Consider the following 19,240-nt stretch of genomic DNA (forward strand, 5'->3'; position numbering starts at 1 on the left):
GAACAATAAATGTCGAGTCACGAAAGTCACGAAAGCTATTACGTCCCGGCCCAGAGTAAGTGGCCGATCATCGCCACCCTGGGCATGCTGTTCTCGGTGTACGGCGTAGGCACCTGGTTCAACGATATGAAGGCCGATCGCGCCGACTCCAACGGCCCGCTGATCTTCTTCATCGGCGGCCTGTTTCTCGCCTATATGCTGTTCGGCTGGTTTGGCAATGTGATCAAGGAAAGCCGCTCCGGCATGTACAGCCCGCAGATGGACCGCTCGTTCCGCTGGGGCATGAGCTGGTTTATTTTCTCCGAGGTGATGTTCTTCGCCGCCTTCTTCGGCGTGCTGTTCTATGTGCGCACATGGGCTGGCCCTTGGCTCGGCGGCGAGGGCGACAAAGGAGTGAGCAACATGCTCTGGCCGGGCTTCGAATACACCTGGCCGCTGCTCAATACGCCTGACCCGAAACTCTATCCGGCACCGAGTGGCACTATCAGCGCCTGGGGCTTGCCGCTGATCAACACCATCTTGCTGGTGACATCCAGCTTCACCCTGACCTTCGCCCACCATGCGCTACGCAAGAACCACCGCAAACCGCTGACCCTGTGGCTGGCGCTGACGGTGATTCTCGGCATCGCCTTTTTGGTGCTGCAGGTCGAGGAATATATCCACGCCTACACCGAACTGGGCCTGACCTTGGGTTCGGGCATCTATGGCGCGACCTTCTTTATGCTCACCGGCTTTCACGGTGCCCACGTGACCCTGGGCGCGCTGATGCTGAGCATCATGTTGATTCGGGTTATCCGCGGCCATTTCAGCCCCGAGCAGCATTTTGGCTTCGAGGCGGCAGCCTGGTATTGGCACTTTGTCGATGTGGTGTGGATTGGTCTGTTCGTCTTCGTTTATGTGATTTAACGGCATCACCAGGTGACTTGGGAAACCAGTTGGCCGCTATAGAAGCCCCAGGCAATAAGGGCAACGGTTAGCGCGGTAAGGGTCACGCGCACAGTCAGCGCGTTGACCACCCGGGAGGTTTTACCTTCGTCCTTGACCAGAAAGAACAGGCCACTGAATAGGCTGACCAGAGTAGCCAGTAGTAACAGGACGATCGCGGCTTTGAGCATGCGTGACTCCCAAGCGGAACTTCGGGGGAAGGGAAATGCGCTTCAGCTGCAGTATAGCCAGCTTGTACAGGGCTTTAGGGAGGTCGCTATGAGCGCCTTCCGTCCTGGCTGGCTGCCTAGCGTACTGGTGCTGCTGCTATTTCCCTGCCTGGTCGCCCTGGGCTTCTGGCAGTTGGCACGGGCCGAAGAAAAGCGCGAGCTGTTGGCCGCGCATCAAGCCCAGCAACTGGCCGCACCAATCAGCATCGCTGAGCTGGAACGCCACCCCAACCCGGCTTACAAACGCGTGCAGCTGCAGGGCTTCTTCGATGCGCGGCATACCCTGCTGCTGGACAACCGCACCCGCGACGGCAAGGTTGGCGTGGAAGTGCTGCAACCCTTCTATGACCAAACCAGCGGCCTCTGGCTGTTGCTCAATCGCGGCTGGCTGCCTTGGCCGGACCGTCGCATCAGTCCAACCTTCGCCACCCCGGATACGCCGCTGCGCCTGCAGGCCACGGTGTATGTGCCGCTGGGTGAGGCCTTTCAGCTGCAGGGTGCGCAACCGACTGCAGGCTGGCCGCAGGTGGTCAGCGAGGTCAAGCCGGATGACCTGTGGCAGCAACTGGGGCGTGGTGGCCTGAGCTATGAAGTGCGCCTCGAGCCGGGTCCTGCGTCATTTCAAAGCGATTGGCCGGTTATCGCCATGAGCCCCGACAAACACCTTGGCTATGCCGTGCAATGGTTCGCCCTGGCGGCTGCCTTGCTCTGCCTGTTTATCTATTTAGGTCTATCTAACGCGCGGGAGACTCGTCATGAACCCAGCCATCGCCCTGCCTGAAGTGTCACCCAGCCAGCGTCGCCGTGGGCGGCTGCAACTGATCCTGATTCTGGCCGTGGTTATCGGCCCGATGATCCTCGCCAGTGCCATGTATCAGTGGCGTTTCTGGGTGCCGGAAACCCGCAGCTACCACGGTGAGCTGATCGGCACCGGGCAGACTCGCGCCGACCTCGGCGTGGTCGGTGCCGATGAGCAGCGCTGGCAACTGCTGGTGACCGTACCGGATGTCTGCGATACCGCCTGCAAAGAACTGGTGTTTCTCGCCCGCCAGGTGCATATCGGCCTAAACCGTGATGTCGCCCGCGCCGCCCATGGCTTGGCCAGTGCCCAGCCCATCGCTGGCGACTATGACGCCCAGCTACGCCGCGAATACCCGCAGCTGGCGCGTTATCAACTGCAGCTGGAGGCCTACGGAAAAACCGCCGGCTCCACCTCCGGCGCGCAGCTGTGGATCGTCGATCCGCGCGGCAATCTGGTGCTGCGTTATGACGCCACCAGCAAGGGCAAGGAGATTCTCAACGACCTGCGGCACCTGCTGAAAATCTCGCAAATTGGTTAATGCTGCCCACGGCTAAGGACTGATGATGAGCAAGCCCGGTTACCGTTTTGCCCTGTTCGCCACTGCGCTGGCGGTCGTGGTGGTGCTGCTCGGTGCCTATACCCGCTTGACCCACGCCGGCCTCGGTTGTCCGGACTGGCCGGGCTGCTACGGCTTTATCGGCGTGCCGATGAGCGAGCATAAACAGACCCTGGCCGAGGCGCGTTTTCCGGAAGCCCCGGTCGAAGTCGCCAAGGGCTGGTACGAGATGATCCACCGCTATTTTGCCGGCGCCCTGGGTTTGGTGATTCTCGGCTTGGCGGTACAGGCGCTGCGCCGCCGTGGCGAGGTGGATCAGCCACTCAAACTGCCGCTGTTTTTGCTGGGCCTGGTGACGCTGCAGGCAGCCTTCGGCATGTGGACGGTGACCCTGAAACTCTGGCCACAAGTCGTTACCGCGCACCTGCTTGGCGGCTTTGCCACCCTTAGCCTGTTGTTTCTTCTAACGCTGCGGCTATCCGGTAAGGCGGCCGCCTTGGCCAATCTTCCCGCGCGACTGCGCAGCCTTGCGGCGCTTGGTTTGCTGCTGGTTGTTGGGCAGATCGCCCTCGGTGGCTGGGTCAGCAGCAACTATGCGGCAGTGGCCTGCGTCGATCTGCCGACCTGTCATGGCGAATGGTGGCCGGCGATGGACTTCGCCAACGGCTTTCACCTGACCCAGCATATCGGCCCCAATTACCTCGGTGGCCAGCTCGACAGTGACGCACGCACCGCCATTCATATGACCCACCGCATTGGCGCACTGCTGGTGACCCTGGTGCTGCTGCTGTTGGCCTGGCAACTCAAGCGCCATGGCCTGGCGCGGTTGGCCGGGCTGCTGGTGCTGGCGCTGACTGTGCAGATCAGTTTGGGCATCAGCAACGTGGTATTCCATTTGCCGCTGCTGGTGGCGGTAGCGCATAACCTCGGTGGCGCGGCGCTGCTGCTAACCCTGGTGCTGATCAATTATCGGCTGCGCAGCCGCGTACGGCTGGCATCCCCGGTGACAAGCGCGCAGGCTGGTTTCGCCGCGCTGCCCGGCAAATAACAAGAACAATCGAGGAGAGACCCTATGGCTACTCTAGCGCGCGAACATCAAGCCCACGCCAGCTGGCGCGACTACCTGGAGCTGACCAAGCCGCGGGTGGTGGTGCTGATGCTGATCACCTCCTTGGTCGGCATGTTCCTCGCCACCCGTGCGGGCGTGGCTTGGCAGGTGTTGATCTTCGGCAACCTGGGTATCGGCCTGTGTGCGGGGGCCGCCGCAGCGGTCAATCATGTGGTCGATCGGCGCATCGATTCGATTATGGCGCGTACCCACAAACGACCCGTGACGGCCGGGCGTTTGTCGCCGACTGCGGCGCTAGGCTTTGCTCTGTTGCTGGCGGTAGCCGGAATGGCCCTGCTGCTGACCTTTACCAACGAGCTGGCGGCCTGGCTGACTCTGGCTTCCCTGCTCGGTTACGCGGTGCTCTACACCGGCTTCCTCAAGCGCGCTACGCCGCAGAACATTGTGATCGGCGGGCTGGCTGGCGCAGCGCCACCGCTGCTCGGCTGGGTCGCGGTTACCGGGCATATCAGCGCCGAACCGCTGCTGCTGGTGCTGATCATCTTCGCCTGGACGCCACCGCACTTCTGGGCCCTGGCCATCCACCGCAAGGAGGAATACGCCAAGGCCGATATCCCCATGCTGCCGGTGACCCACGGCGAGCACTACACCAAGGTGCATATCCTGCTGTACACCCTGGTGATGTTTGCCGTGACCCTGCTGCCTTACGCAATCCATATGAGCGGACTGCTCTATCTCGCCTGCGCCGTGCTGCTGGGCGGGCGCTTTCTGTACTGGGCGGTGGTGCTGTACCGTGACAGCAAACCGCATGCTGCGATCAGCACCTTCAAGTACAGCATCTGGTATCTTTTCGCGCTGTTTATCGCCCTGCTGGTCGACCACTATCTGCTGTTAAACCTGTAATCGTTGGTGCCATGACCCGAACCCAGATCACCGTTTTTGTTCTCGTTGCCATCGTCGCCCTGGTGCTGGGCCTGACCGTCAACAAGGTGCTGACCAGCAAGGGCCAGGGTGACCCCACCGTTCTGCTCGATGCCGGCATCGTGCTGCTGCCACAAAGCCGCAGCCTACCGGAGTTGAACCTGACCAATCAGGATGGCCAGACAGTGGCGGTCGATCAGCTCAAGGATCAGTGGAGCCTGCTGTTCTTCGGCTACACCTTCTGCCCGGATATCTGTCCGGCCACCCTTGCCCAGCTGCGCCAGCTGCAGGGCCAGCTACCGCCGGAAACCCTGGCCAAGTTGCGTATCGTGCTGGTCACGGTTGACCCCAATCGCGACACGCCGGAGCAGTTGAAGAAGTACCTGGATTATTTCGACGCCGGCTTTATCGGCCTGACTGGCGAGCAGGCGACTCTGCAGAAGCTCGCCAACGGCGTAAGCATTCCGTATATCCCGGCTGATACCAGCAAGGAAAACTACACCGTCGATCACAGCGGCAACCTGGTGATCATCGGCCCGGACGGCAAGCAGCGCGGCTTTATCCGCGCACCGATCAACAACGCCAAGCTGGCCGCGCAGCTGCCCGGCCTGCTTGAGCGCCCCTAAGAACCTGTTTAATGTCTGCTGCGCGTCGGCCCTGCTGCGTTAAAAACAGGCTCGGAATGCTCATTTACACCAGTAAACTCCGCTTCCTCGCCTGTTTTTGCCTTGCATGACTCTAGCTCGCGAGACTTTAAACAAGTTCTGACGCGCTATTTGGCGAATAGCTGGCTGATGTCCTTGAACGCCTTGAATTCCAGGGCGTTGCCGCACGGGTCGAGCATGAACAACGTGGCCTGCTCGCCGACCTGGCCGGCGAAGCGCACATAAGGCTCGATCACGAATTGCGTGCCCTTGGCCTGTAGCCGCGCCGCCAATACCTGCCAATCATCCCAGCCCAACACCACACCGAAATGCGGTACCGGCACGTCGTGGCCGTCCACCGGGTTGCTGTGCGCTGCTTCCTGATAGGCCATCTTCGGCGCCTGGTGGATCACCAGTTGGTGGCCGAAGAAGTCGAAATCCACCCAGTGCGCACTGCTGCGACCCTCCGCGCAGCCGAACACCTCGCCATAGAAATGCCTTGCGGCAGCCAGGTCGTAGACGGGAATAGCCAGGTGAAAGGGTGCGAGAGCCATGCTGAGATTCCTTGAAAGGGCGGTCTGCAGATTCTCAGCAACAGCGATTCTGATTAAAAGCGAATATCCTTGCTCGCAAGCACAAACAAAATTGATCAGTCGAGGCGTCGATGCTGCGCGAATTGAAAACCTTTGTAGCGGTGGCGCGGCATGGCACCTTCGCTGCGGCTGGCCAGCAGGTCGGTTTGACTCAGTCTGCGGTGAGCGCGCAGATGCGTGTGCTGGAGCAGGGCCTGGGTGTGAGACTGTTCGAGCGTAGCGGGCGTTCGGCGGTGCTCAACGCTGCCGGCCGACATGCCTTGCCATTGGCGGAACAGATGCTTGGGCTGTATGCGCAGATGGCCCTGCCGACCAGCGCGGCCGAGTGGCAGGGTGAGCTCAAGGTCGGCGCGATTGCCACCCTGCAGACCGGTTTGCTGCCCGAGGCCTTGCCGCGATTTCGTGCAGCCGCGCCACGCGTCGAGCTGAAGCTGGTGCCGGGGGTGTCGCTGAACTTGTTGAGTCAGATCGATGCCGGCGAGCTGGACCTGGCGCTGCTGATCAAGCCGCCGTTTGAGCTGCCCAAGGAGCTGTTGCAGATCAGCCTGGCGCGCGAGCCGTTTGTGCTGATCACCCCGCTCGGCGTGACGGGGGATGATCCGCTGCAGATCCTCGCCGAGCATCCTTTCGTGCGTTACGACCGGCGCTCGTTTGGCGGGCGACGGGTCAACCAGTTCCTCCGCGAGCAGCGCCTGACTGTGCACGAAGCGCTGGAGCTGGATGAGCTGGAGGCCATCGTACGCATGGTCGAGTGCGGGCTTGGTGTGTCGCTGATTCCGCGTGCAGGTCTGTGGCTGCAGCGGCCAACCCAGTTGCGGGTGATCGAGCTGGGCGAGCTGACTTTCCACCGCGAGCTGGTGGCGATATTGCGCCGCGCTCAGCGTCAGCCGGCTCTGGACTGCCTGCTGAACTGTCTGCGCGAGGCCGCCTTAAACGACAAACCCCGCACGGGGCGGGGTTTGGCAGAGGTGGCAGCTAACGCCGGTGCATAGAATCTGTTTCGGAGCTCGCGAGCTAGAGCCAAACAAGGCGAAAGCGGTTGAGGAAGCGCAGTTTACGAGCGGTAAATGAGCATTCCGAAGCCGTTTTCAACGCAGTTTGGCCGACGCGCAGCAGATCCGAGGCAGGTTCTTAGAACGCCGGAACTACAGCGCCCTGATACTTCTCAGCGATAAAGGCTTTCACTTCGGCGCTGTTCAGCGCCTTGGCCAGTTTCTGCAGGGCCGCGTTGTTCTTGTTGTCGGCACGCGCAACCAGGATGTTGACGTACGGCGAGTCGTTACCTTCGATGATCAGCGCATCCTTGGTCGGGTTGAGCTTGGCTTCCAGGGCGTAGTTGGTGTTGATCAGCGCCAGGTCGACCTGGGTCAGCACGCGCGGCAGGGTGGCCGCTTCCAGTTCACGCACCTTGATGGTTTTCGGGTTCTCGACGATGTCTTTCGGCGTGGCGAGGATGCCGGCTTCCGGCTTGAGGGTGATAAGCCCGGCCTTTTGCAGCAGCAGCAGGGCACGGCCGCCGTTGGTGGCGTCGTTAGGGATCACCACGTTGGCGCCTTGCGGCAGGTCGGCGAGGGTTTTGTGCTGGCTGGAGTAGGCGCCGAAGGGCTCGACGTGCACGCCGGCAACGCTGACCAGCTCGGTGCCACGGCTCTTGTTGAATTCATCCAGGTACGGCTGGTGCTGGAAGAAGTTGGCATCCAGGCGCTGTTCGGCAACTTGCACGTTCGGCTGCACGTAGTCGGTGAAGACCTTGATGTTCAGCTCAACGCCTTCTTTGGCCAGGGCCGGCTTAACGAACTCGAGGATTTCCGCGTGCGGTACGGCAGTGGCCGCGACGCTTAGGCTTTCGGCCTGGGCAGAAAAAGCTGCCAGGGCAGCGAATGCAGCGATCAGTTTTTTCATCGTAAAGCTCCTTGTGGGATGTGCGCGGAGGCCGGCAGGTAACCGGTATCCCGCTGTCTTGTGCGCCCCGTGGGGCACGCTATTTTCTGGAAAAGTGCACCACCAGCTTGTCGCCGACGGTTTGTAGAATCTGTACCAGCACCAGCAGGAGGATCACCGTCACCGCCATCACGTCCGGCTGATAACGCTGATAGCCGTAACGCACGGCCAGGTCGCCGAGGCCGCCGCCGCCAATCAGGCCGCTCATGGCGGTGTAGGACACCAAGGTGATCGCCGTTACGGTGATGGCTGCGATGATCCCAGGCAACGCCTCGGGCAGCAGGGCGTTGACCACGATCTGCCGGGTGGTCGCGCCCATGGCCTGGGTCGCTTCGATAATGCCGCGGTCGACTTCACGCAGCGCGGTTTCCACCAGGCGCGCGAAGAACGGCGTGGCCCCGACTACCAGCGGCGGGATGGCCCCGGCGACGCCCAGCGAGGTGCCGGTAACGATCACCGTGAAGGGGATCATCACGATCAGCAGGATCACGAACGGCACCGAGCGCAGGATATTCACCAGCAGCGACAGGAAGCCGTAGAAGGCCTTCTGTTCGAACATCTGCCGCGGGCTGGTGAGAAACAGCAGCACGCCCAGCGGCAGGCCGAGCAGCACGGTAAACAGCATGGAGCCGCCGAGCATGCTCAGGGTGTCCAGGCTGGCGTAGCCAATTTCCGCCCAATCAACGTTGGGTAGCAGGCGAGTCAGTAAGGCTTCCATTAGCGCAGCACCTCCAGATGCACGTCGGCAGCGGCAAAGCGCGCCAGCGCGGCGTCCAGATCGCCGCCGGTCAGGGCCAGGGTCAGCTGGCCGTAGGGGGTGTCCTTGATGCGGTCGATACGCCCGGCGAGGATGCTGTAATCCACCCCGGTCTCCCGCGCCACGGTACCCAGCAGCGGCGCGTAGGTGGCCTCGCCCTGGAAGGTCAGGCGCAGGATACGTCCGGCGACATGGGCAAAGTCGTCACGCTGTTCGTTCTCGTCGATCTGCTCGGCTTCCTGCACGAAGCGCTTGGTGGTGGCGTGCTGCGGGTGCAGAAACACCTCGGCCACCGGGCCGGATTCGACAATTACCCCGGCATCCATCACCGCTACGCGGTCGCAAACGCGGCGGATCACGTCCATCTCGTGGGTGATCAGCACGATGGTCAGGTTTAGCTCGCGGTTGATCTCGGCCAGTAGCTGCAACACCGAGGCGGTGGTCTGCGGATCAAGGGCGCTGGTGGCCTCGTCACACAGCAGAATCTTCGGCTCGGTGGCCAGGGCGCGGGCGATACCGACGCGCTGTTTCTGCCCGCCGGAGAGCTGCGCCGGGTATTTGTTGGCGTGATCCTGCAGGCCAACCCGGGCCAGCAACTTGGTGACGCGGGCATTGATCGCGCTGCGCGGCAGCTCGCCGGCCAGCTTCAGCGGCAGAGCGACGTTGTCGGCGACGGTTTTCGACGAGAGCAGATTGAAGTGCTGGAAGATCATTCCGACCTGTTGGCGGAAGCGCCGCAGACCGCTGGCGTCGAGTGCGGTGACATCTTCGCCGTCGATCTCGATACGCCCGCCGGAAGGCTGCTCCAGGCGGTTGATCAGACGCAGCAGGGTGCTTTTGCCGGCGCCGGAGTGACCGATGATGCCGAACACTTCGCCCCGGGCAATCTGCAGATCGCTCGGTTGCAACGCGGGGATGTCCTGACCACTGACGCGATACGCCTTGTGGACCTGATGAAAGTTGATCACGGGATAAACCTTTTGGGTTTTTCGGGCTGCCGGGTAGGCCGAAACGGCGGCTAGTCTACCCGGCGCTGTTTAGGCCGCAAAAATCTTTGTAGACCTATGGTTATAGCTAAATTGCATTAGATGCCTGGCCGCTCTCGGCAGTGTAGCCAGCGCCAATGCAAACGACCGGGCAAGCCCGGTCGTTATGCTGCCCAAGCCGTCTCAGCGCTTGGGCGTGAGCACCAGCTGCGGCACCTGAGCGGGCTTGATCACCTGGCTCATGCGCGGGCTGAAACTCGGGTCGAGGCGCTTGATCCGCGCATTGAGCAGGGACGCGACCCAAGGGAAATCCTTGGCCTGGCGTACTTCGATACGCACCGCGCAATTGAACGCGACCATATCTGCCGCGACGCCGTCGAGCAGGCTGCGCAGGCGCTCGTTGTCCTGGTTATCCAGCATCGGCATGCCGATCACGCTGTTGGCGGCGGCTGGGTCGATCAGCTGGGCCTGCGGCTTGGCCGGTGCAGGCGCTTCGGCTGGCGGGGTAGTCGGCAGCTGAGTCGCTTGAATCGCGGCGGCCTGGCGTTCGGCAGCCAGACGCAGCTGGCGAGCCTGCTCGAGGCGGGCGGCTTCGGCGCGTGCGGCCGCCTGTGCGCTGGCCTGGCGCTGCTGTTCTGCGGCGGCCAGTTCGGCTTCACGGGCCTGGGCGATTGCACCATCCAGACCGGTGGTCAGTGCCGGTGCCTGCGGCATCAGGCTGCGGGCGCGGCTAAGGGCCTTGGTGGCGTTATCCAGATCACCAGCCTGCAGGGCTTTCTGGCCCTGTTGCAGATGCGCTTCGGCGAGCTGGCGCTGGTATTGCTCCAGGCGCGTATCGCCGGCGGCGCGTTGCTGCAGGCTGCCGAGCTGGCTTTCGGCGCCGCTCAGGTCGCCACTGGCAAGGCTCTGGTCGAGCTGGCGAAAGGCGCTAACCAGATCATCCACCGGCAGGTTGGCCGGCTGCTGTGGCGCGCTTTGGCAGCCGGCCAGTAGCAGAACCAGAATCAGGGGAAATCCACGGAAAACGAACGATTTCATTACTGCGCGTCTCGAATTGTGCAAAAAACGCGCAAGTCTACACTGCGCTGCTTGGCATCACCAACCTTTCAGAACCTGCTCACGATCTGCTGCGCGTCGGCCCTACTGCGTTAAAAACAGGCTCGTATGGCTCTAGCTCGCGAGATCGTGAGCAGGTTCTTAGGCTGTGCGTCTGGGTAGGGCAAAACTCAGTAAAAACAGGGTTGCCGCGCTGACCACGATGGATGGGCCGGCCGGAGTGTCCTGAAACCACGACAGGCTTAGCCCGCCGCATACCGCGACGATGCCCAGCAGGCTGGCACCGAAGGCCATCTGCTCCGGGGTGCGCGCATGGCGCTGGGCGGCAGCGGCGGGAATGATCAGCAGTGAGGTGATTAGCAGCACGCCGACGATCTTCATCGCCACGGCGATCACCACGGCGATCAGCAGCATCAGGCTCAGGCGAATCGTCGCCACCGGCAGGCCTTCGACCTTGGCCAACTCTTCGTGCACGGTAATCGCCAGCAGCGGCCGCCACAGCAGCGCCAACAGCACCAGCACCAGGGCGCTGCCGCCGATGATCCAGGCGAGATCAGTGGGGCCCACTGCCAGCAGGTCGCCGAACAGATAGCCCATCAGGTCGATGCGCACATCTTGCATAAAACTCAGCACTACCAGGCCCAGCGACAGGGTGCTGTGGGCGAGGATGCCAAGCAGGGTGTCCGAGGCCAGCGGCTGGCGACTTTGCAGGGTGACCAGCAGCACCGCCAGGAGCACGCAGCCGACGGTTACCGCCAGGGTCGGGCTGACGTCGAGCATCAGACCCAGGGCGACGCCGAGCAGTGCGGCATGCGACAGGGTGTCGCCGAAATAGGCCATGCGCCGCCACACCACAAAGGAACCCAGCGGGCCGGCGACCAGCGCCAGGGCGAGGCCGGCGAGCAGGGCATTGAGCAGAAAATCAGCCATGCTTGCAGTCATCTCCGTGGATATGCGGTTTTACCGGGCCTTTGATGCTTAGACCGGTAGGCGTTTCGGTAACTACAGCGCCGTGCAGGTCGTGCTCATGGTCATGGTGGTGGGTGTAGACGGCCAGGCTCTTGGCGTCCTCGCCGAATAGCTCGACAAAGGCCGGATCGAAACTGACCTGCTCTGGATGGCCGGAACAGCAGACGTGCCGGTTGAGGCAGACCACCTGATCGGTGGTGCTCATCACCAGATGCAGATCGTGGGACACCATCAGCACGCCACAGCCATGGCGGTCACGCAGCTGGGTGATCAGGCGGTACAGCTCGGCCTGGCCGGCGACATCGACACCCTGCACCGGTTCATCCAGCACCAGCAGTTCCGGCTCGCGCAGCAGGGCGCGGGCCAGCAGCACGCGCTGCAGCTCTCCGCCGGAAATGCTTTGCAGCGGGCTGTCGATCACCTGTTCGGCGCCCACTTCAGCCAGCGCAGACTGCACATGGCTGCGTGTCACGCCCGGCACCAGCCGCAGAAAACGCAGCACCGAGAGCGGCAACGTGGCATCGACATGCAGCTTCTGCGGCATATAGCCGACGCGCAGCTTGGGCTTGCGCCAGACGCTACCAGTGTCGGGCTTAAGCAGGCCAAGCACGACGCGCACCAGGGTGGTTTTGCCGGCGCCGTTGGGGCCGATCAGGGTGACGATTTCTCCAGGCTTCACGCTGAGCTGCACATCCTGCAGCACGCTCTGCCCGGCGAAGGTCACACCGACCCCGGCTAGGCGGATCAGGGCGTCGCTCATGCGGGCTCCCGGCAGCCTGCGCAGAGGCCGACTACTTCCACCGTCTGGCTTTCCACGGCGAAGCCGACACCGGCTGCGCTGCTGATGATGGCGTCGCTGATCGTCGCCTGCTCCAGTTCGATGGCCGCATGGCAGCCCCGGCAGATCAGGAACTGGCCCTGGTGGGCGTGCTCCGGATGGCTGCAGCCGACAAAGGCGTTAAGCGAGGCGATGCGGTGCACCAGGCCGTTTTCCAGGAGGAAATCCAGGGCGCGGTATACCGTCGGCGGGGCGGCGCGGCGGCCGTCTTCATCGCTCAATACGCCGAGGATGTCGTAGGCGCCCAGCGGCTTGTGGCTGGCCCAGACCAGCTCCAGCACGCGTTTGCGCAAGGTGGTCAGGCGCAGCCCCTGGCGCGTGCAGATGCTTTCCGCCTCGGCCAGGGCATGGCTGACGCAATGAGAATGGTCGTGTGGGCGTGAAGCCAGGGGCGCTTGAGTCATGGGCAACGACGAATAAGGTGAGAGACGTTATTATATTACCCGTTCCTTCCCGTTTGAGTGCTCCCCGTGTTGCGTCTTTTTCCGGCTTTTGCCCTGTTGTTTATCACTTTTCCCCTGAGTTTCGCGGCCCAGGCCGATGTGCGCGTGCTGACCAGCATCAAGCCGCTGCAGCTGATTGCCGCTGCCGTGCAGGATGGCGTCGGCCAGCCGGATGTACTGCTGCCGCCGGGCGCTTCACCACACCACTACGCGCTGCGCCCCTCCGATGTGCGCAGCGTGCGCGAAGCCGACTTGCTGTACTGGATCGGCCCGGACCTGGAAAGCTTTCTGCCGCGCGTGCTGGCCGGCCGCGACAAGCCGAGCGTGGCCGTGCAGGATTTGCCGGGTATGTACCTGCGCCATTTTGGCGATAGCTCTGAGCAACACGCCGAGCATCAGGATGATCACGCAGATCACGCAGATCACGCAGATCACGCCGACGCCGACGCCGACGCCGACCAGCATGACCACGCGCATCGCCCCGGCAGCCTGGATGCGCACCTCTGGCTGCTGCCGGCCAATGCTCGGGTGATTGCAGGCAAGATCGCCACCGACCTGGCGCTGGCCGACCCCGCCAATGCCGCGCGTTATCAGGCCAATGCCCAGGCATTCGGCGAGCGTCTGGATGCTCTGGATCAACGCCTGAAAACCCGCCTGAACGGCCTGGCTGGCAAGCCCTACTTCGTTTTCCACGAAGCCTACGACTACTTCGAGGCCGCCTACGGCCTTAAGCACGCCGGCGTGTTCAGCGTGCTCGGTGAGGTGCAACCGGGTGCCCAGCATGTTGCCGCCATGCGCGAGCGCTTGCAGCAGGCCGGCCCGAGTTGTGTATTCAGCGAACCGCCGTTCCGCCCGCGCCTGGCGCAAACCCTGACCGCCGGCCTGCCGGTCACCTTGGCTGAGCTGGACGCCATGGGCGGCGCCTTGCCAGTGGATGCAAAGGGCTATGAAGCCTTGCTGGAAAACATGGCGGGCGAATTGGCGGGATGTCTCGAGGCGCTGTAATCAGCGCTCGGGGCTAAGAATCTGCCTACGATCTCGCGAGCTAGAGCCATGCAAGGCAAAAACAGGCGAGGAAGCGGAGTGTACGAGCTGTACATGAGCATTCCGAGCCTGTTTTTAACGCAGCAGGGCCGACGCGCAGCAGATCGTAGACAGGTTCTAGAAGGCGAACGGCAGCGCTAGATCCACCTGCTGGCGCTGTGCCAGGCGCCGCTGGAATTCCGCGGGGTCATGGATCAGCACTTCCTGGCCGGCGAAGGATTCGGCGGCAATCAGGCGAGATAGCCAGAAGCGCACGCAAGCGATGCGCAGCATGGCCGGCCACAGCTCGGCTTCTGCCGCCGTAAAGGGCCGCAAACCTGCGTAGGCACCCAGCAGCGCTTGCGCGCGTTTGCTGTCGAGGCTGCCGTCTGCGCCAGAGCACCAGTCGTTCAGGGCAATCGCCAGGTCGTAGAGCATCGGCCCCGAGCAGGCGTTGTAAAAGTCGATCACCCCGGCCAGGTGGTTGCCGTCGAACAGCACGTTGTCGCGGAACAGGTCGGCATGCAGGTTGGCCTGCGGCAAGGTGAGGATGCGCGGTTTGAGCGTGTGAATTTCTGCCAGCGCGTCGCGCAGCAGCGGCAACTGCTCATCGGGCAGCTGCAAGGCCAGGCTCGGCCCTTCGGCGAGCATCCAGTCCAGACCCCGATCACTTTTGCGCGGCAGCGGCTGATTGCGCGTGGCTAGGTGAATGCGCGCCAGCAGTGCACCGACTTCCTGACAGTGATGCGGATTAGCCTCGTGCACATGTTTGCCGGCCAGGCGCGGCTGTAGCAGCGCCGGCTTTTCCGCCAGGCTGCGCAGCGCCTCACCGCTGGCCGTTCGCAGGGCATAGGGCACCGGCAGGCCGGCGTCGTGCAGCACGTCGAGCAGTTCAATAAAGAACGGCAAGTCGGCGCTCGGGCCGCGCTCGATTAGGGTCAGAACGAATTCGCCCTGCTCCAGGCTAACGAAGAAATTGCTGTTCTCGCTGCCCGCAGCAATGCCCTGGAAGTCGCGCAAGCGACCCAGGCCATAGGGGGCGAGAAACTCCTCGAGCTCGTGGCGCTCAAGCGGGGTAAACACCGACATTGCAGAACTGCCTTCTTACCAGCTGAAAATTTCCCAGGCCGGAATCAACATATCCGGGCTGTCCGAACGGACGAAGTTGCCATCGCTGCCATCGGCGCGTACCAGGAAGTACGGTTTGCCGCCTTTAGGGATGACCTTGACCGCGTAGAGAAAACCGTTGACCCGGTATTCATGGATGGTCTTGTCGCCGTCCTGGCGAATGGTTACATCCGGATCGGCCGAAACCGGGTCTTCGGCGTGGGCGATCAGGGTGGTGAATGCCAGCAGGCTGGCGAGCAACAGGCGATTGAGTGCGCGCATGATAACCTTGTCCCTTTGATTCCAATGGTGCGGCCATTCTACCGCCGCCCCCGCCGAAAAGGTTGATCCTGCTCATGAGCCAAGCCCCTCTCGTTCTGGTTGACGGTTCTTCTTACCTTTACCGAGCCTTCCACGCGCTGCCGCCGCTGACCACCTCCAAGGGCTTGCCCACCGGCGCGGTCAAGGGCGTGCTGAACATGCTTAAGAGCCTGCGCAAGCAGTACCCGAAAAGCCCGTTTGCTGTGGTGTTCGACGCCAAGGGCGGGACTTTCCGCGATGAAATGTTCGCCGAGTACAAGGCCAATCGCCCGTCGATGCCGGATGAGTTGCGCGTGCAGGTCGAGCCGCTGCATGCCAGCGTCAAGGCCATGGGCTACCCGCTGCTGTGCGTCGAGGGCGTTGAGGCCGATGATGTGATCGGCACCCTGGCCCGCCAGTGCGCAGCCGAGGGCCGCGACGTGGTGATCTCCACCGGCGACAAGGACATGGCCCAGCTGGTCTGCCCGCACGTTACGCTGGTCAACACCATGACCGGTAGCGTCTACGACATCGATGGCGTGAAAGCGAAATTCGGTGTCGGTCCTGAGCTGATCATCGATTACTTGGCGCTGATGGGCGACAAGGTCGACAACATTCCCGGCGTGCCGGGCGTGGGCGAAAAGACTGCGCTGGGCCTGCTGGTCGGGGTCGGTGGCGGTCTGGATGTGCTCTACGCCAACCTCGATAAAGTCCCGGAACTGCCGATTCGTGGGGCCAAGACCCTGCCGGCCAAGCTCGCCGAACACCGCGATATGGCCTACCTGTCCTATGCGCTGGCGACCATCAAATTGGATGTGCCGCTGAACATCGCCATCGACTCGCTGCACCCAGGCGAGATGGATGTCCCTGCACTGGTCGACTTGTACGCCGAGCTGGAATTCAAAACCTGGCGTGATGAACTGCTGCGCAGCAATCCGGCCCCGGCGGTCAAGGCCCCGGTCGCAGCGCCTGCCGATGACCTGTTTGCTCTGGCCCCTAGCGCCAGTGCTGTCGCTGTAGTCGCGCCAGCTCCAGCGGCCGCTGATGCACCGAATGCCGACGCGGTAGTTAGCGAATTGCCAGCCGCGACAGCCCTGGGTGATTACCAGTGCGTGCTGACGCAGGCGCAGTTCGACGTCTGGCTGGAGAAATTGCGCAATGCCGAGCTGATCGCCTTCGATACCGAGACCACCGGCCTGGATGCACAAAAGGCCCAGTTGGTCGGCCTGTCCTTTGCGGTCAAGGCCGGCGAAGCGGCGTATATCCCGGTCGCGCATTCCTATATGGGTGTGCCGACCCAACTGGATCGCGATGCGGTACTCAAGGCGCTGAAGCCGATTCTCGAAGACCCGAACAAAGCCAAGGTCGGTCAGCACGCCAAGTACGACATCAATATCCTCGCCAATGCCAGCACGCCCATCGAGGTGCAGGGCGTGGCCTTCGACACCATGCTCGAATCCTATGTGCTGGACTCCACCGCCACCCGTCACGATATGGACAGCCTGGCGCTCAAGTACCTGGATCACAGCAACATTCGTTTCGAGGATATCGCCGGCAAAGGCGCCAAGCAGCTGACCTTCGACCAGATTGACCTGGCCCAGGCCGCGCCCTATGCCGCCGAGGATGCCGATGTGACCCTGCGTCTGCACCAGCACCTGTGGGCCAAACTGTCGGCCGAGCCGAGCCTGGCCAAGGTGCTGCAGGAAATCGAAATGCCGCTGGTGCCGGTGCTGGCGCGCATCGAGCGCCAGGGTGCGCTGGTGGATGCCAAGCTGCTCGGCCTGCAAAGCAACGAGCTGGGCGAGAAGCTGGTGGCGCTGGAGCGTCAGGCTTTCGAGATTGCTGGTGAGGAGTTCAACCTGGCTTCACCCAAGCAGCTCGGCGTGATCCTCTACGAGAAACTCGGCCTGCCGATCATCAGCAAGACCGCCAAGGGTCAGGCCTCCACCGCCGAAGCGGTGCTGGCCGAATTGGCCGAGCAGGACTTCGAATTGCCCAAGGTGCTGATGCAGTACCGCACCTTAAGCAAGCTCAAGAGCACCTACACCGACCGCCTGCCGGAGCAGATCAACCCGCGCACCGGGCGTATCCACACCAGCTATCACCAGGCCGTAGCGGCCACTGGGCGTTTGTCGTCCACCGATCCGAATCTGCAGAACATTCCGATTCGCACCGCCGAAGGTCGGCGTATTCGCCAGGCGTTTGTCGCGCCCAAGGGTTACAAGCTGCTGGCGGCGGACTACTCGCAGATCGAGCTGCGCATCATGGCCCATCTGGCCAAGGACGAAAGCCTGCTGGATGCCTTCCGTCACGGCCGCGACGTGCACAAGGCCACCGCCGCCGAAGTCTTCGGCGTGCCGCTGGACGAGGTCACCGGTGATCAGCGCCGCAGCGCCAAGGCGATCAACTTTGGCCTGATCTACGGCATGAGCGCCTTCGGCTTGGCCAAGCAGATCGGCTGCGACCGCAAGCAGGCGCAGGCTTATATCGATGTGTACTTCGCCCGTTACCCCGGCGTGCTGGCCTATATGGAGCGCACCCGCGAGCAAGCATCCGAACAGGGCTTTGTCGAAACGCTGTTCGGCCGCCGTCTGTACCTGCCGGATATCCACGCGAAGAACCAGGCGCTGCGCAAAGGCGCCGAGCGCACCGCGATCAACGCGCCCATGCAAGGCACGGCAGCGGACATCATCAAACGCGCGATGGTCACGGTGGACAACTGGCTGAGCGAATCCGGCCTGGATGCCAAAGTCATCCTGCAGGTACACGATGAACTGGTGCTGGAGGTACGCGAGGATTTGGTCGAGCAGGTGCGCGAGCAGATCAGGCCGCTGATGGGCAATGCCGCCACGTTGGATGTGCCGCTGCTGGTGGAAGTGGGTGTGGGCGATAACTGGGATGAAGCCCATTGATTCGCGCACCGCAACTTGGCGGCAGCGCCCGGATGGCGGGCGCTAAAGGCGCATGAGTATCAATACGGGCCCGCTTATAACTAATTAATTACGCCACGATCCTGAACTTTGCCTCGGCTTAACCACTCAGAGTTTATGAATGGCCTAGACAACCATTCGATGCTCCTTTGTTGTGTTAAGTGTTGGCAGATTCTGGACCCCGCCCTAGCGGTTCAGATGTTGAACCCCGAAACTTCCCTCCCCCATAAGAAGTTTCGGGGTTTTTTTATGGCTGCTATCCGGGGTGGCTACCCTTCGGCCGTCTGGATCAGGCTTCGGTTTCTTCGTCATCCGGCAGGGCAAACTCACCCAGTTGCATCCATTGCGCCAGTACTTCCTGAGCGTCTTCGATGCCAATGCGCTTGGGCGCAGAGAACAACTGGATGCTGACGCGATCACCCCAGCCCTTGTGAATATCCTGGCGCACTTTCAGCAAGGTGGTTTTCGCTGCGCCAAAGGCCAGCTTGTCAGCCTTGGTCAGCAGGATATGCATGGGCATTTCGCTGGCAACGGACCAATCCAGCATGAGGATATCGAACTCTGTCAGTGGCTTGCGGATGTCCATCATCAGCATCAGGCCGCGCAAGCATTCGCGGCTGCCCAGGTAGGCTTCCAGGTGTTTCTGCCAGTGCAGCTTCAACGGGATCGGCACCTTGGCATAGCCGTAACCCGGCAAGTCGACCAGGCGGCGCTCTTCGTCCAGTTTGAAGAAATTGAGCAGCTGAGTACGCCCCGGCGTCTTCGAGGTGCGTGCCAGGCTGGCGTGGGTCAGGGTATTCAGGGCGCTGGATTTACCGGCGTTGGAGCGCCCGGCAAAGGCCACTTCATGGCCGAAATCCTCTGGGCACTGATCGACTTTGGCCGCGCTGATAAGGAAAGTAGCCTGTTGGCACAGGCCGATAATGGGGTTCTTGGCTTGCATCTGGGTATCCGTGAGGGCGAGCGTAGGGTGGCGTTACAGGCGCGATGCCCTTGCGACATTTGCGCGCAGCCTGCCTGTTGCCGCGTAGCGGGCAAGCTGCGTCGTTTCCGTTTCAATGACGCCAGTATATAATGGCGCAGATTTTGTGTGCGCTTTCTCCCGCTGTTGGATAAGTGTTCACGGGAACGATTTAGATCATCTGCCCCTA

General features: G+C 62.3%; 21 protein-coding genes. 9 read left to right on the plus strand and 12 right to left on the minus strand.

The genetic code is table 11. The features are described 5' to 3' along the window. Positions 1-9 precede the first annotated feature (9 nt). A complete protein-coding gene (locus ACQ4LH_RS01170; protein WP_430695489.1) occupies positions 10-906 on the plus strand; it encodes a cytochrome c oxidase subunit 3 in 897 nt (298 codons plus the stop codon). A gap of 5 nt (positions 907-911) precedes the next feature. On the opposite strand, the gene ACQ4LH_RS01175 is transcribed toward ACQ4LH_RS01170, so the two are convergent. Beyond that, a complete protein-coding gene (locus ACQ4LH_RS01175) occupies positions 912-1,115 on the minus strand; it encodes a twin transmembrane helix small protein (protein WP_275959934.1) in 204 nt (67 codons plus the stop codon). Positions 1,116-1,203: 88 nt separating this feature from the next. Here ACQ4LH_RS01175 and ACQ4LH_RS01180 point away from each other — a divergent pair, with 88 nt between their 5' ends. The 5 genes from ACQ4LH_RS01180 to ACQ4LH_RS01200 are packed head-to-tail and all read left to right on the plus strand — an operon-like array spanning position 1,204 to position 5,128. After that, entirely contained in the window at positions 1,204-1,935 is a 732-nt protein-coding gene (locus tag ACQ4LH_RS01180; protein WP_430695490.1) for an SURF1 family protein, read from the plus strand. After that, the gene (locus ACQ4LH_RS01185; RefSeq protein ID WP_430695492.1) at positions 1,910-2,494 is read left to right on the plus strand and encodes a hypothetical protein; all 585 of its coding nucleotides are present in this window, start codon (positions 1,910-1,912) and stop codon (positions 2,492-2,494) included. The genes ACQ4LH_RS01180 and ACQ4LH_RS01185 overlap by 26 nt, the downstream gene beginning before the upstream one ends. Positions 2,495-2,519: 25 nt before the next feature. Next, the gene (locus tag ACQ4LH_RS01190) at positions 2,520-3,560 is read left to right on the plus strand and encodes a COX15/CtaA family protein (protein WP_430695494.1); all 1,041 of its coding nucleotides are present in this window, start codon (positions 2,520-2,522) and stop codon (positions 3,558-3,560) included. Between the two features lie 24 nt (positions 3,561-3,584). After that, positions 3,585-4,484, plus strand: coding sequence for a heme o synthase (gene cyoE / locus ACQ4LH_RS01195; protein ID WP_430695496.1), 900 nt, complete (start codon positions 3,585-3,587; stop codon positions 4,482-4,484). An 11-nt stretch (positions 4,485-4,495) separates the two neighbouring features. Beyond that, on the plus strand, positions 4,496-5,128 hold the full coding sequence (locus tag ACQ4LH_RS01200) for an SCO family protein (RefSeq protein ID WP_430695498.1): 633 nt from the start codon (positions 4,496-4,498) through the stop codon (positions 5,126-5,128). Positions 5,129-5,274: 146 nt separating this feature from the next. Here the strand turns inward: ACQ4LH_RS01200 and ACQ4LH_RS01205 are convergent, their stop codons facing one another. Next, positions 5,275-5,700, minus strand: coding sequence for a VOC family protein (locus ACQ4LH_RS01205; RefSeq protein WP_430695500.1), 426 nt, complete (start codon positions 5,698-5,700; stop codon positions 5,275-5,277). Between the two features lie 110 nt (positions 5,701-5,810). On the opposite strand from ACQ4LH_RS01205, the gene ACQ4LH_RS01210 reads away from it, so the two are divergent. Then, positions 5,811-6,731, plus strand: coding sequence for a LysR substrate-binding domain-containing protein (locus tag ACQ4LH_RS01210; protein WP_430695501.1), 921 nt, complete (start codon positions 5,811-5,813; stop codon positions 6,729-6,731). Positions 6,732-6,870: 139 nt separating this feature from the next. Here the strand turns inward: ACQ4LH_RS01210 and ACQ4LH_RS01215 are convergent, their stop codons facing one another. From ACQ4LH_RS01215 to ACQ4LH_RS01245, 7 genes are all read right to left on the minus strand, one after another. Beyond that, positions 6,871-7,641 carry a MetQ/NlpA family ABC transporter substrate-binding protein gene (locus tag ACQ4LH_RS01215; RefSeq protein WP_430695502.1) on the minus strand — a complete coding sequence of 257 codons (771 nt, stop codon included), beginning with the start codon at positions 7,639-7,641 and terminating at the stop codon, positions 6,871-6,873. 79 nt (positions 7,642-7,720) lie between these two features. After that, positions 7,721-8,398, minus strand: coding sequence for a methionine ABC transporter permease (locus ACQ4LH_RS01220; RefSeq protein ID WP_090254404.1), 678 nt, complete (start codon positions 8,396-8,398; stop codon positions 7,721-7,723). Further along, positions 8,398-9,405: a methionine ABC transporter ATP-binding protein gene (locus ACQ4LH_RS01225; protein ID WP_430695504.1), complete on the minus strand. Its 1,008-nt coding sequence runs from the start codon at positions 9,403-9,405 to the stop codon at positions 8,398-8,400. Before ACQ4LH_RS01225 ends, ACQ4LH_RS01220 begins: the two co-directional genes overlap by 1 nt. Positions 9,406-9,606: 201 nt before the next feature. Then, positions 9,607-10,461, minus strand: a complete 855-nt coding sequence (locus ACQ4LH_RS01230) for a PA5502 family lipoprotein (protein WP_430695506.1) — start codon at positions 10,459-10,461, stop codon at positions 9,607-9,609. Positions 10,462-10,620: 159 nt separating this feature from the next. Further along, positions 10,621-11,409 (minus strand): zinc ABC transporter permease subunit ZnuB, encoded by a 789-nt coding sequence (gene znuB / locus ACQ4LH_RS01235; protein WP_430695508.1) that lies wholly within the window; start codon positions 11,407-11,409, stop codon positions 10,621-10,623. After that, positions 11,402-12,208: a zinc ABC transporter ATP-binding protein ZnuC gene (gene znuC, locus ACQ4LH_RS01240; RefSeq protein ID WP_430695509.1), complete on the minus strand. Its 807-nt coding sequence runs from the start codon at positions 12,206-12,208 to the stop codon at positions 11,402-11,404. Before znuC ends, znuB begins: the two co-directional genes overlap by 8 nt. Continuing rightward, positions 12,205-12,690 carry a Fur family transcriptional regulator gene (locus ACQ4LH_RS01245; RefSeq protein WP_305593311.1) on the minus strand — a complete coding sequence of 162 codons (486 nt, stop codon included), beginning with the start codon at positions 12,688-12,690 and terminating at the stop codon, positions 12,205-12,207. Before ACQ4LH_RS01245 ends, znuC begins: the two co-directional genes overlap by 4 nt. 66 nt (positions 12,691-12,756) lie before the next feature. Between ACQ4LH_RS01245 and znuA the strand changes: the two genes are divergently transcribed. Further along, entirely contained in the window at positions 12,757-13,734 is a 978-nt protein-coding gene (gene znuA / locus ACQ4LH_RS01250) for a zinc ABC transporter substrate-binding protein ZnuA (protein ID WP_430695510.1), read from the plus strand. Between the two features lie 156 nt (positions 13,735-13,890). Here znuA and ACQ4LH_RS01255 read toward each other — a convergent pair whose 3' ends face one another. Both ACQ4LH_RS01255 and ACQ4LH_RS01260 read right to left on the minus strand, forming a co-directional pair. After that, positions 13,891-14,841: a homoserine kinase gene (locus tag ACQ4LH_RS01255; protein ID WP_430695511.1), complete on the minus strand. Its 951-nt coding sequence runs from the start codon at positions 14,839-14,841 to the stop codon at positions 13,891-13,893. Between the two features lie 15 nt (positions 14,842-14,856). Further along, on the minus strand, positions 14,857-15,141 hold the full coding sequence (locus tag ACQ4LH_RS01260; protein ID WP_430695512.1) for a DUF2782 domain-containing protein: 285 nt from the start codon (positions 15,139-15,141) through the stop codon (positions 14,857-14,859). A gap of 74 nt (positions 15,142-15,215) precedes the next feature. Here ACQ4LH_RS01260 and polA point away from each other — a divergent pair, with 74 nt between their 5' ends. Continuing rightward, on the plus strand, positions 15,216-18,071 hold the full coding sequence (gene polA, locus ACQ4LH_RS01265; protein ID WP_430695513.1) for a DNA polymerase I: 2,856 nt from the start codon (positions 15,216-15,218) through the stop codon (positions 18,069-18,071). 307 nt (positions 18,072-18,378) lie between these two features. On the opposite strand, the gene yihA is transcribed toward polA, so the two are convergent. Beyond that, the gene (gene yihA / locus ACQ4LH_RS01270; protein WP_430695514.1) at positions 18,379-19,032 is read right to left on the minus strand and encodes a ribosome biogenesis GTP-binding protein YihA/YsxC; all 654 of its coding nucleotides are present in this window, start codon (positions 19,030-19,032) and stop codon (positions 18,379-18,381) included. Between the last annotated feature and the right edge of the window lie 208 nt (positions 19,033-19,240).

It is taken from the genome of Pseudomonas peli, assembly GCF_050563605.1.
GTDB lineage: Bacteria > Pseudomonadota > Gammaproteobacteria > Pseudomonadales > Pseudomonadaceae > Aquipseudomonas > Aquipseudomonas peli_A.

Coding starts and splice junctions, on each gene's coding strand:
- yihA (WP_430695514.1), bottom strand. CDS start 19,032: ATGCAAGCCAAGAACCCCATTATCGGCCTGTGCCAACAGGCTACTTTC.
- ACQ4LH_RS01230 (WP_430695506.1), bottom strand. CDS start 10,461: ATGAAATCGTTCGTTTTCCGTGGATTTCCCCTGATTCTGGTTCTGCTA.
- ACQ4LH_RS01205 (WP_430695500.1), bottom strand. CDS start 5,700: ATGGCTCTCGCACCCTTTCACCTGGCTATTCCCGTCTACGACCTGGCT.
- ACQ4LH_RS01215 (WP_430695502.1), bottom strand. CDS start 7,641: ATGAAAAAACTGATCGCTGCATTCGCTGCCCTGGCAGCTTTTTCTGCC.
- ACQ4LH_RS01175 (WP_275959934.1), bottom strand. CDS start 1,115: ATGCTCAAAGCCGCGATCGTCCTGTTACTACTGGCTACTCTGGTCAGC.
- ACQ4LH_RS01200 (WP_430695498.1), top strand. CDS start 4,496: ATGACCCGAACCCAGATCACCGTTTTTGTTCTCGTTGCCATCGTCGCC.
- ACQ4LH_RS01185 (WP_430695492.1), top strand. CDS start 1,910: ATGAACCCAGCCATCGCCCTGCCTGAAGTGTCACCCAGCCAGCGTCGC.
- cyoE (WP_430695496.1), top strand. CDS start 3,585: ATGGCTACTCTAGCGCGCGAACATCAAGCCCACGCCAGCTGGCGCGAC.
- ACQ4LH_RS01210 (WP_430695501.1), top strand. CDS start 5,811: ATGCTGCGCGAATTGAAAACCTTTGTAGCGGTGGCGCGGCATGGCACC.
- ACQ4LH_RS01260 (WP_430695512.1), bottom strand. CDS start 15,141: ATGCGCGCACTCAATCGCCTGTTGCTCGCCAGCCTGCTGGCATTCACC.
- znuC (WP_430695509.1), bottom strand. CDS start 12,208: ATGAGCGACGCCCTGATCCGCCTAGCCGGGGTCGGTGTGACCTTCGCC.
- znuB (WP_430695508.1), bottom strand. CDS start 11,409: ATGGCTGATTTTCTGCTCAATGCCCTGCTCGCCGGCCTCGCCCTGGCG.
- ACQ4LH_RS01255 (WP_430695511.1), bottom strand. CDS start 14,841: ATGTCGGTGTTTACCCCGCTTGAGCGCCACGAGCTCGAGGAGTTTCTC.
- ACQ4LH_RS01245 (WP_305593311.1), bottom strand. CDS start 12,690: ATGACTCAAGCGCCCCTGGCTTCACGCCCACACGACCATTCTCATTGC.
- ACQ4LH_RS01220 (WP_090254404.1), bottom strand. CDS start 8,398: ATGGAAGCCTTACTGACTCGCCTGCTACCCAACGTTGATTGGGCGGAA.
- ACQ4LH_RS01190 (WP_430695494.1), top strand. CDS start 2,520: ATGAGCAAGCCCGGTTACCGTTTTGCCCTGTTCGCCACTGCGCTGGCG.
- ACQ4LH_RS01180 (WP_430695490.1), top strand. CDS start 1,204: ATGAGCGCCTTCCGTCCTGGCTGGCTGCCTAGCGTACTGGTGCTGCTG.
- ACQ4LH_RS01170 (WP_430695489.1), top strand. CDS start 10: ATGTCGAGTCACGAAAGTCACGAAAGCTATTACGTCCCGGCCCAGAGT.
- polA (WP_430695513.1), top strand. CDS start 15,216: ATGAGCCAAGCCCCTCTCGTTCTGGTTGACGGTTCTTCTTACCTTTAC.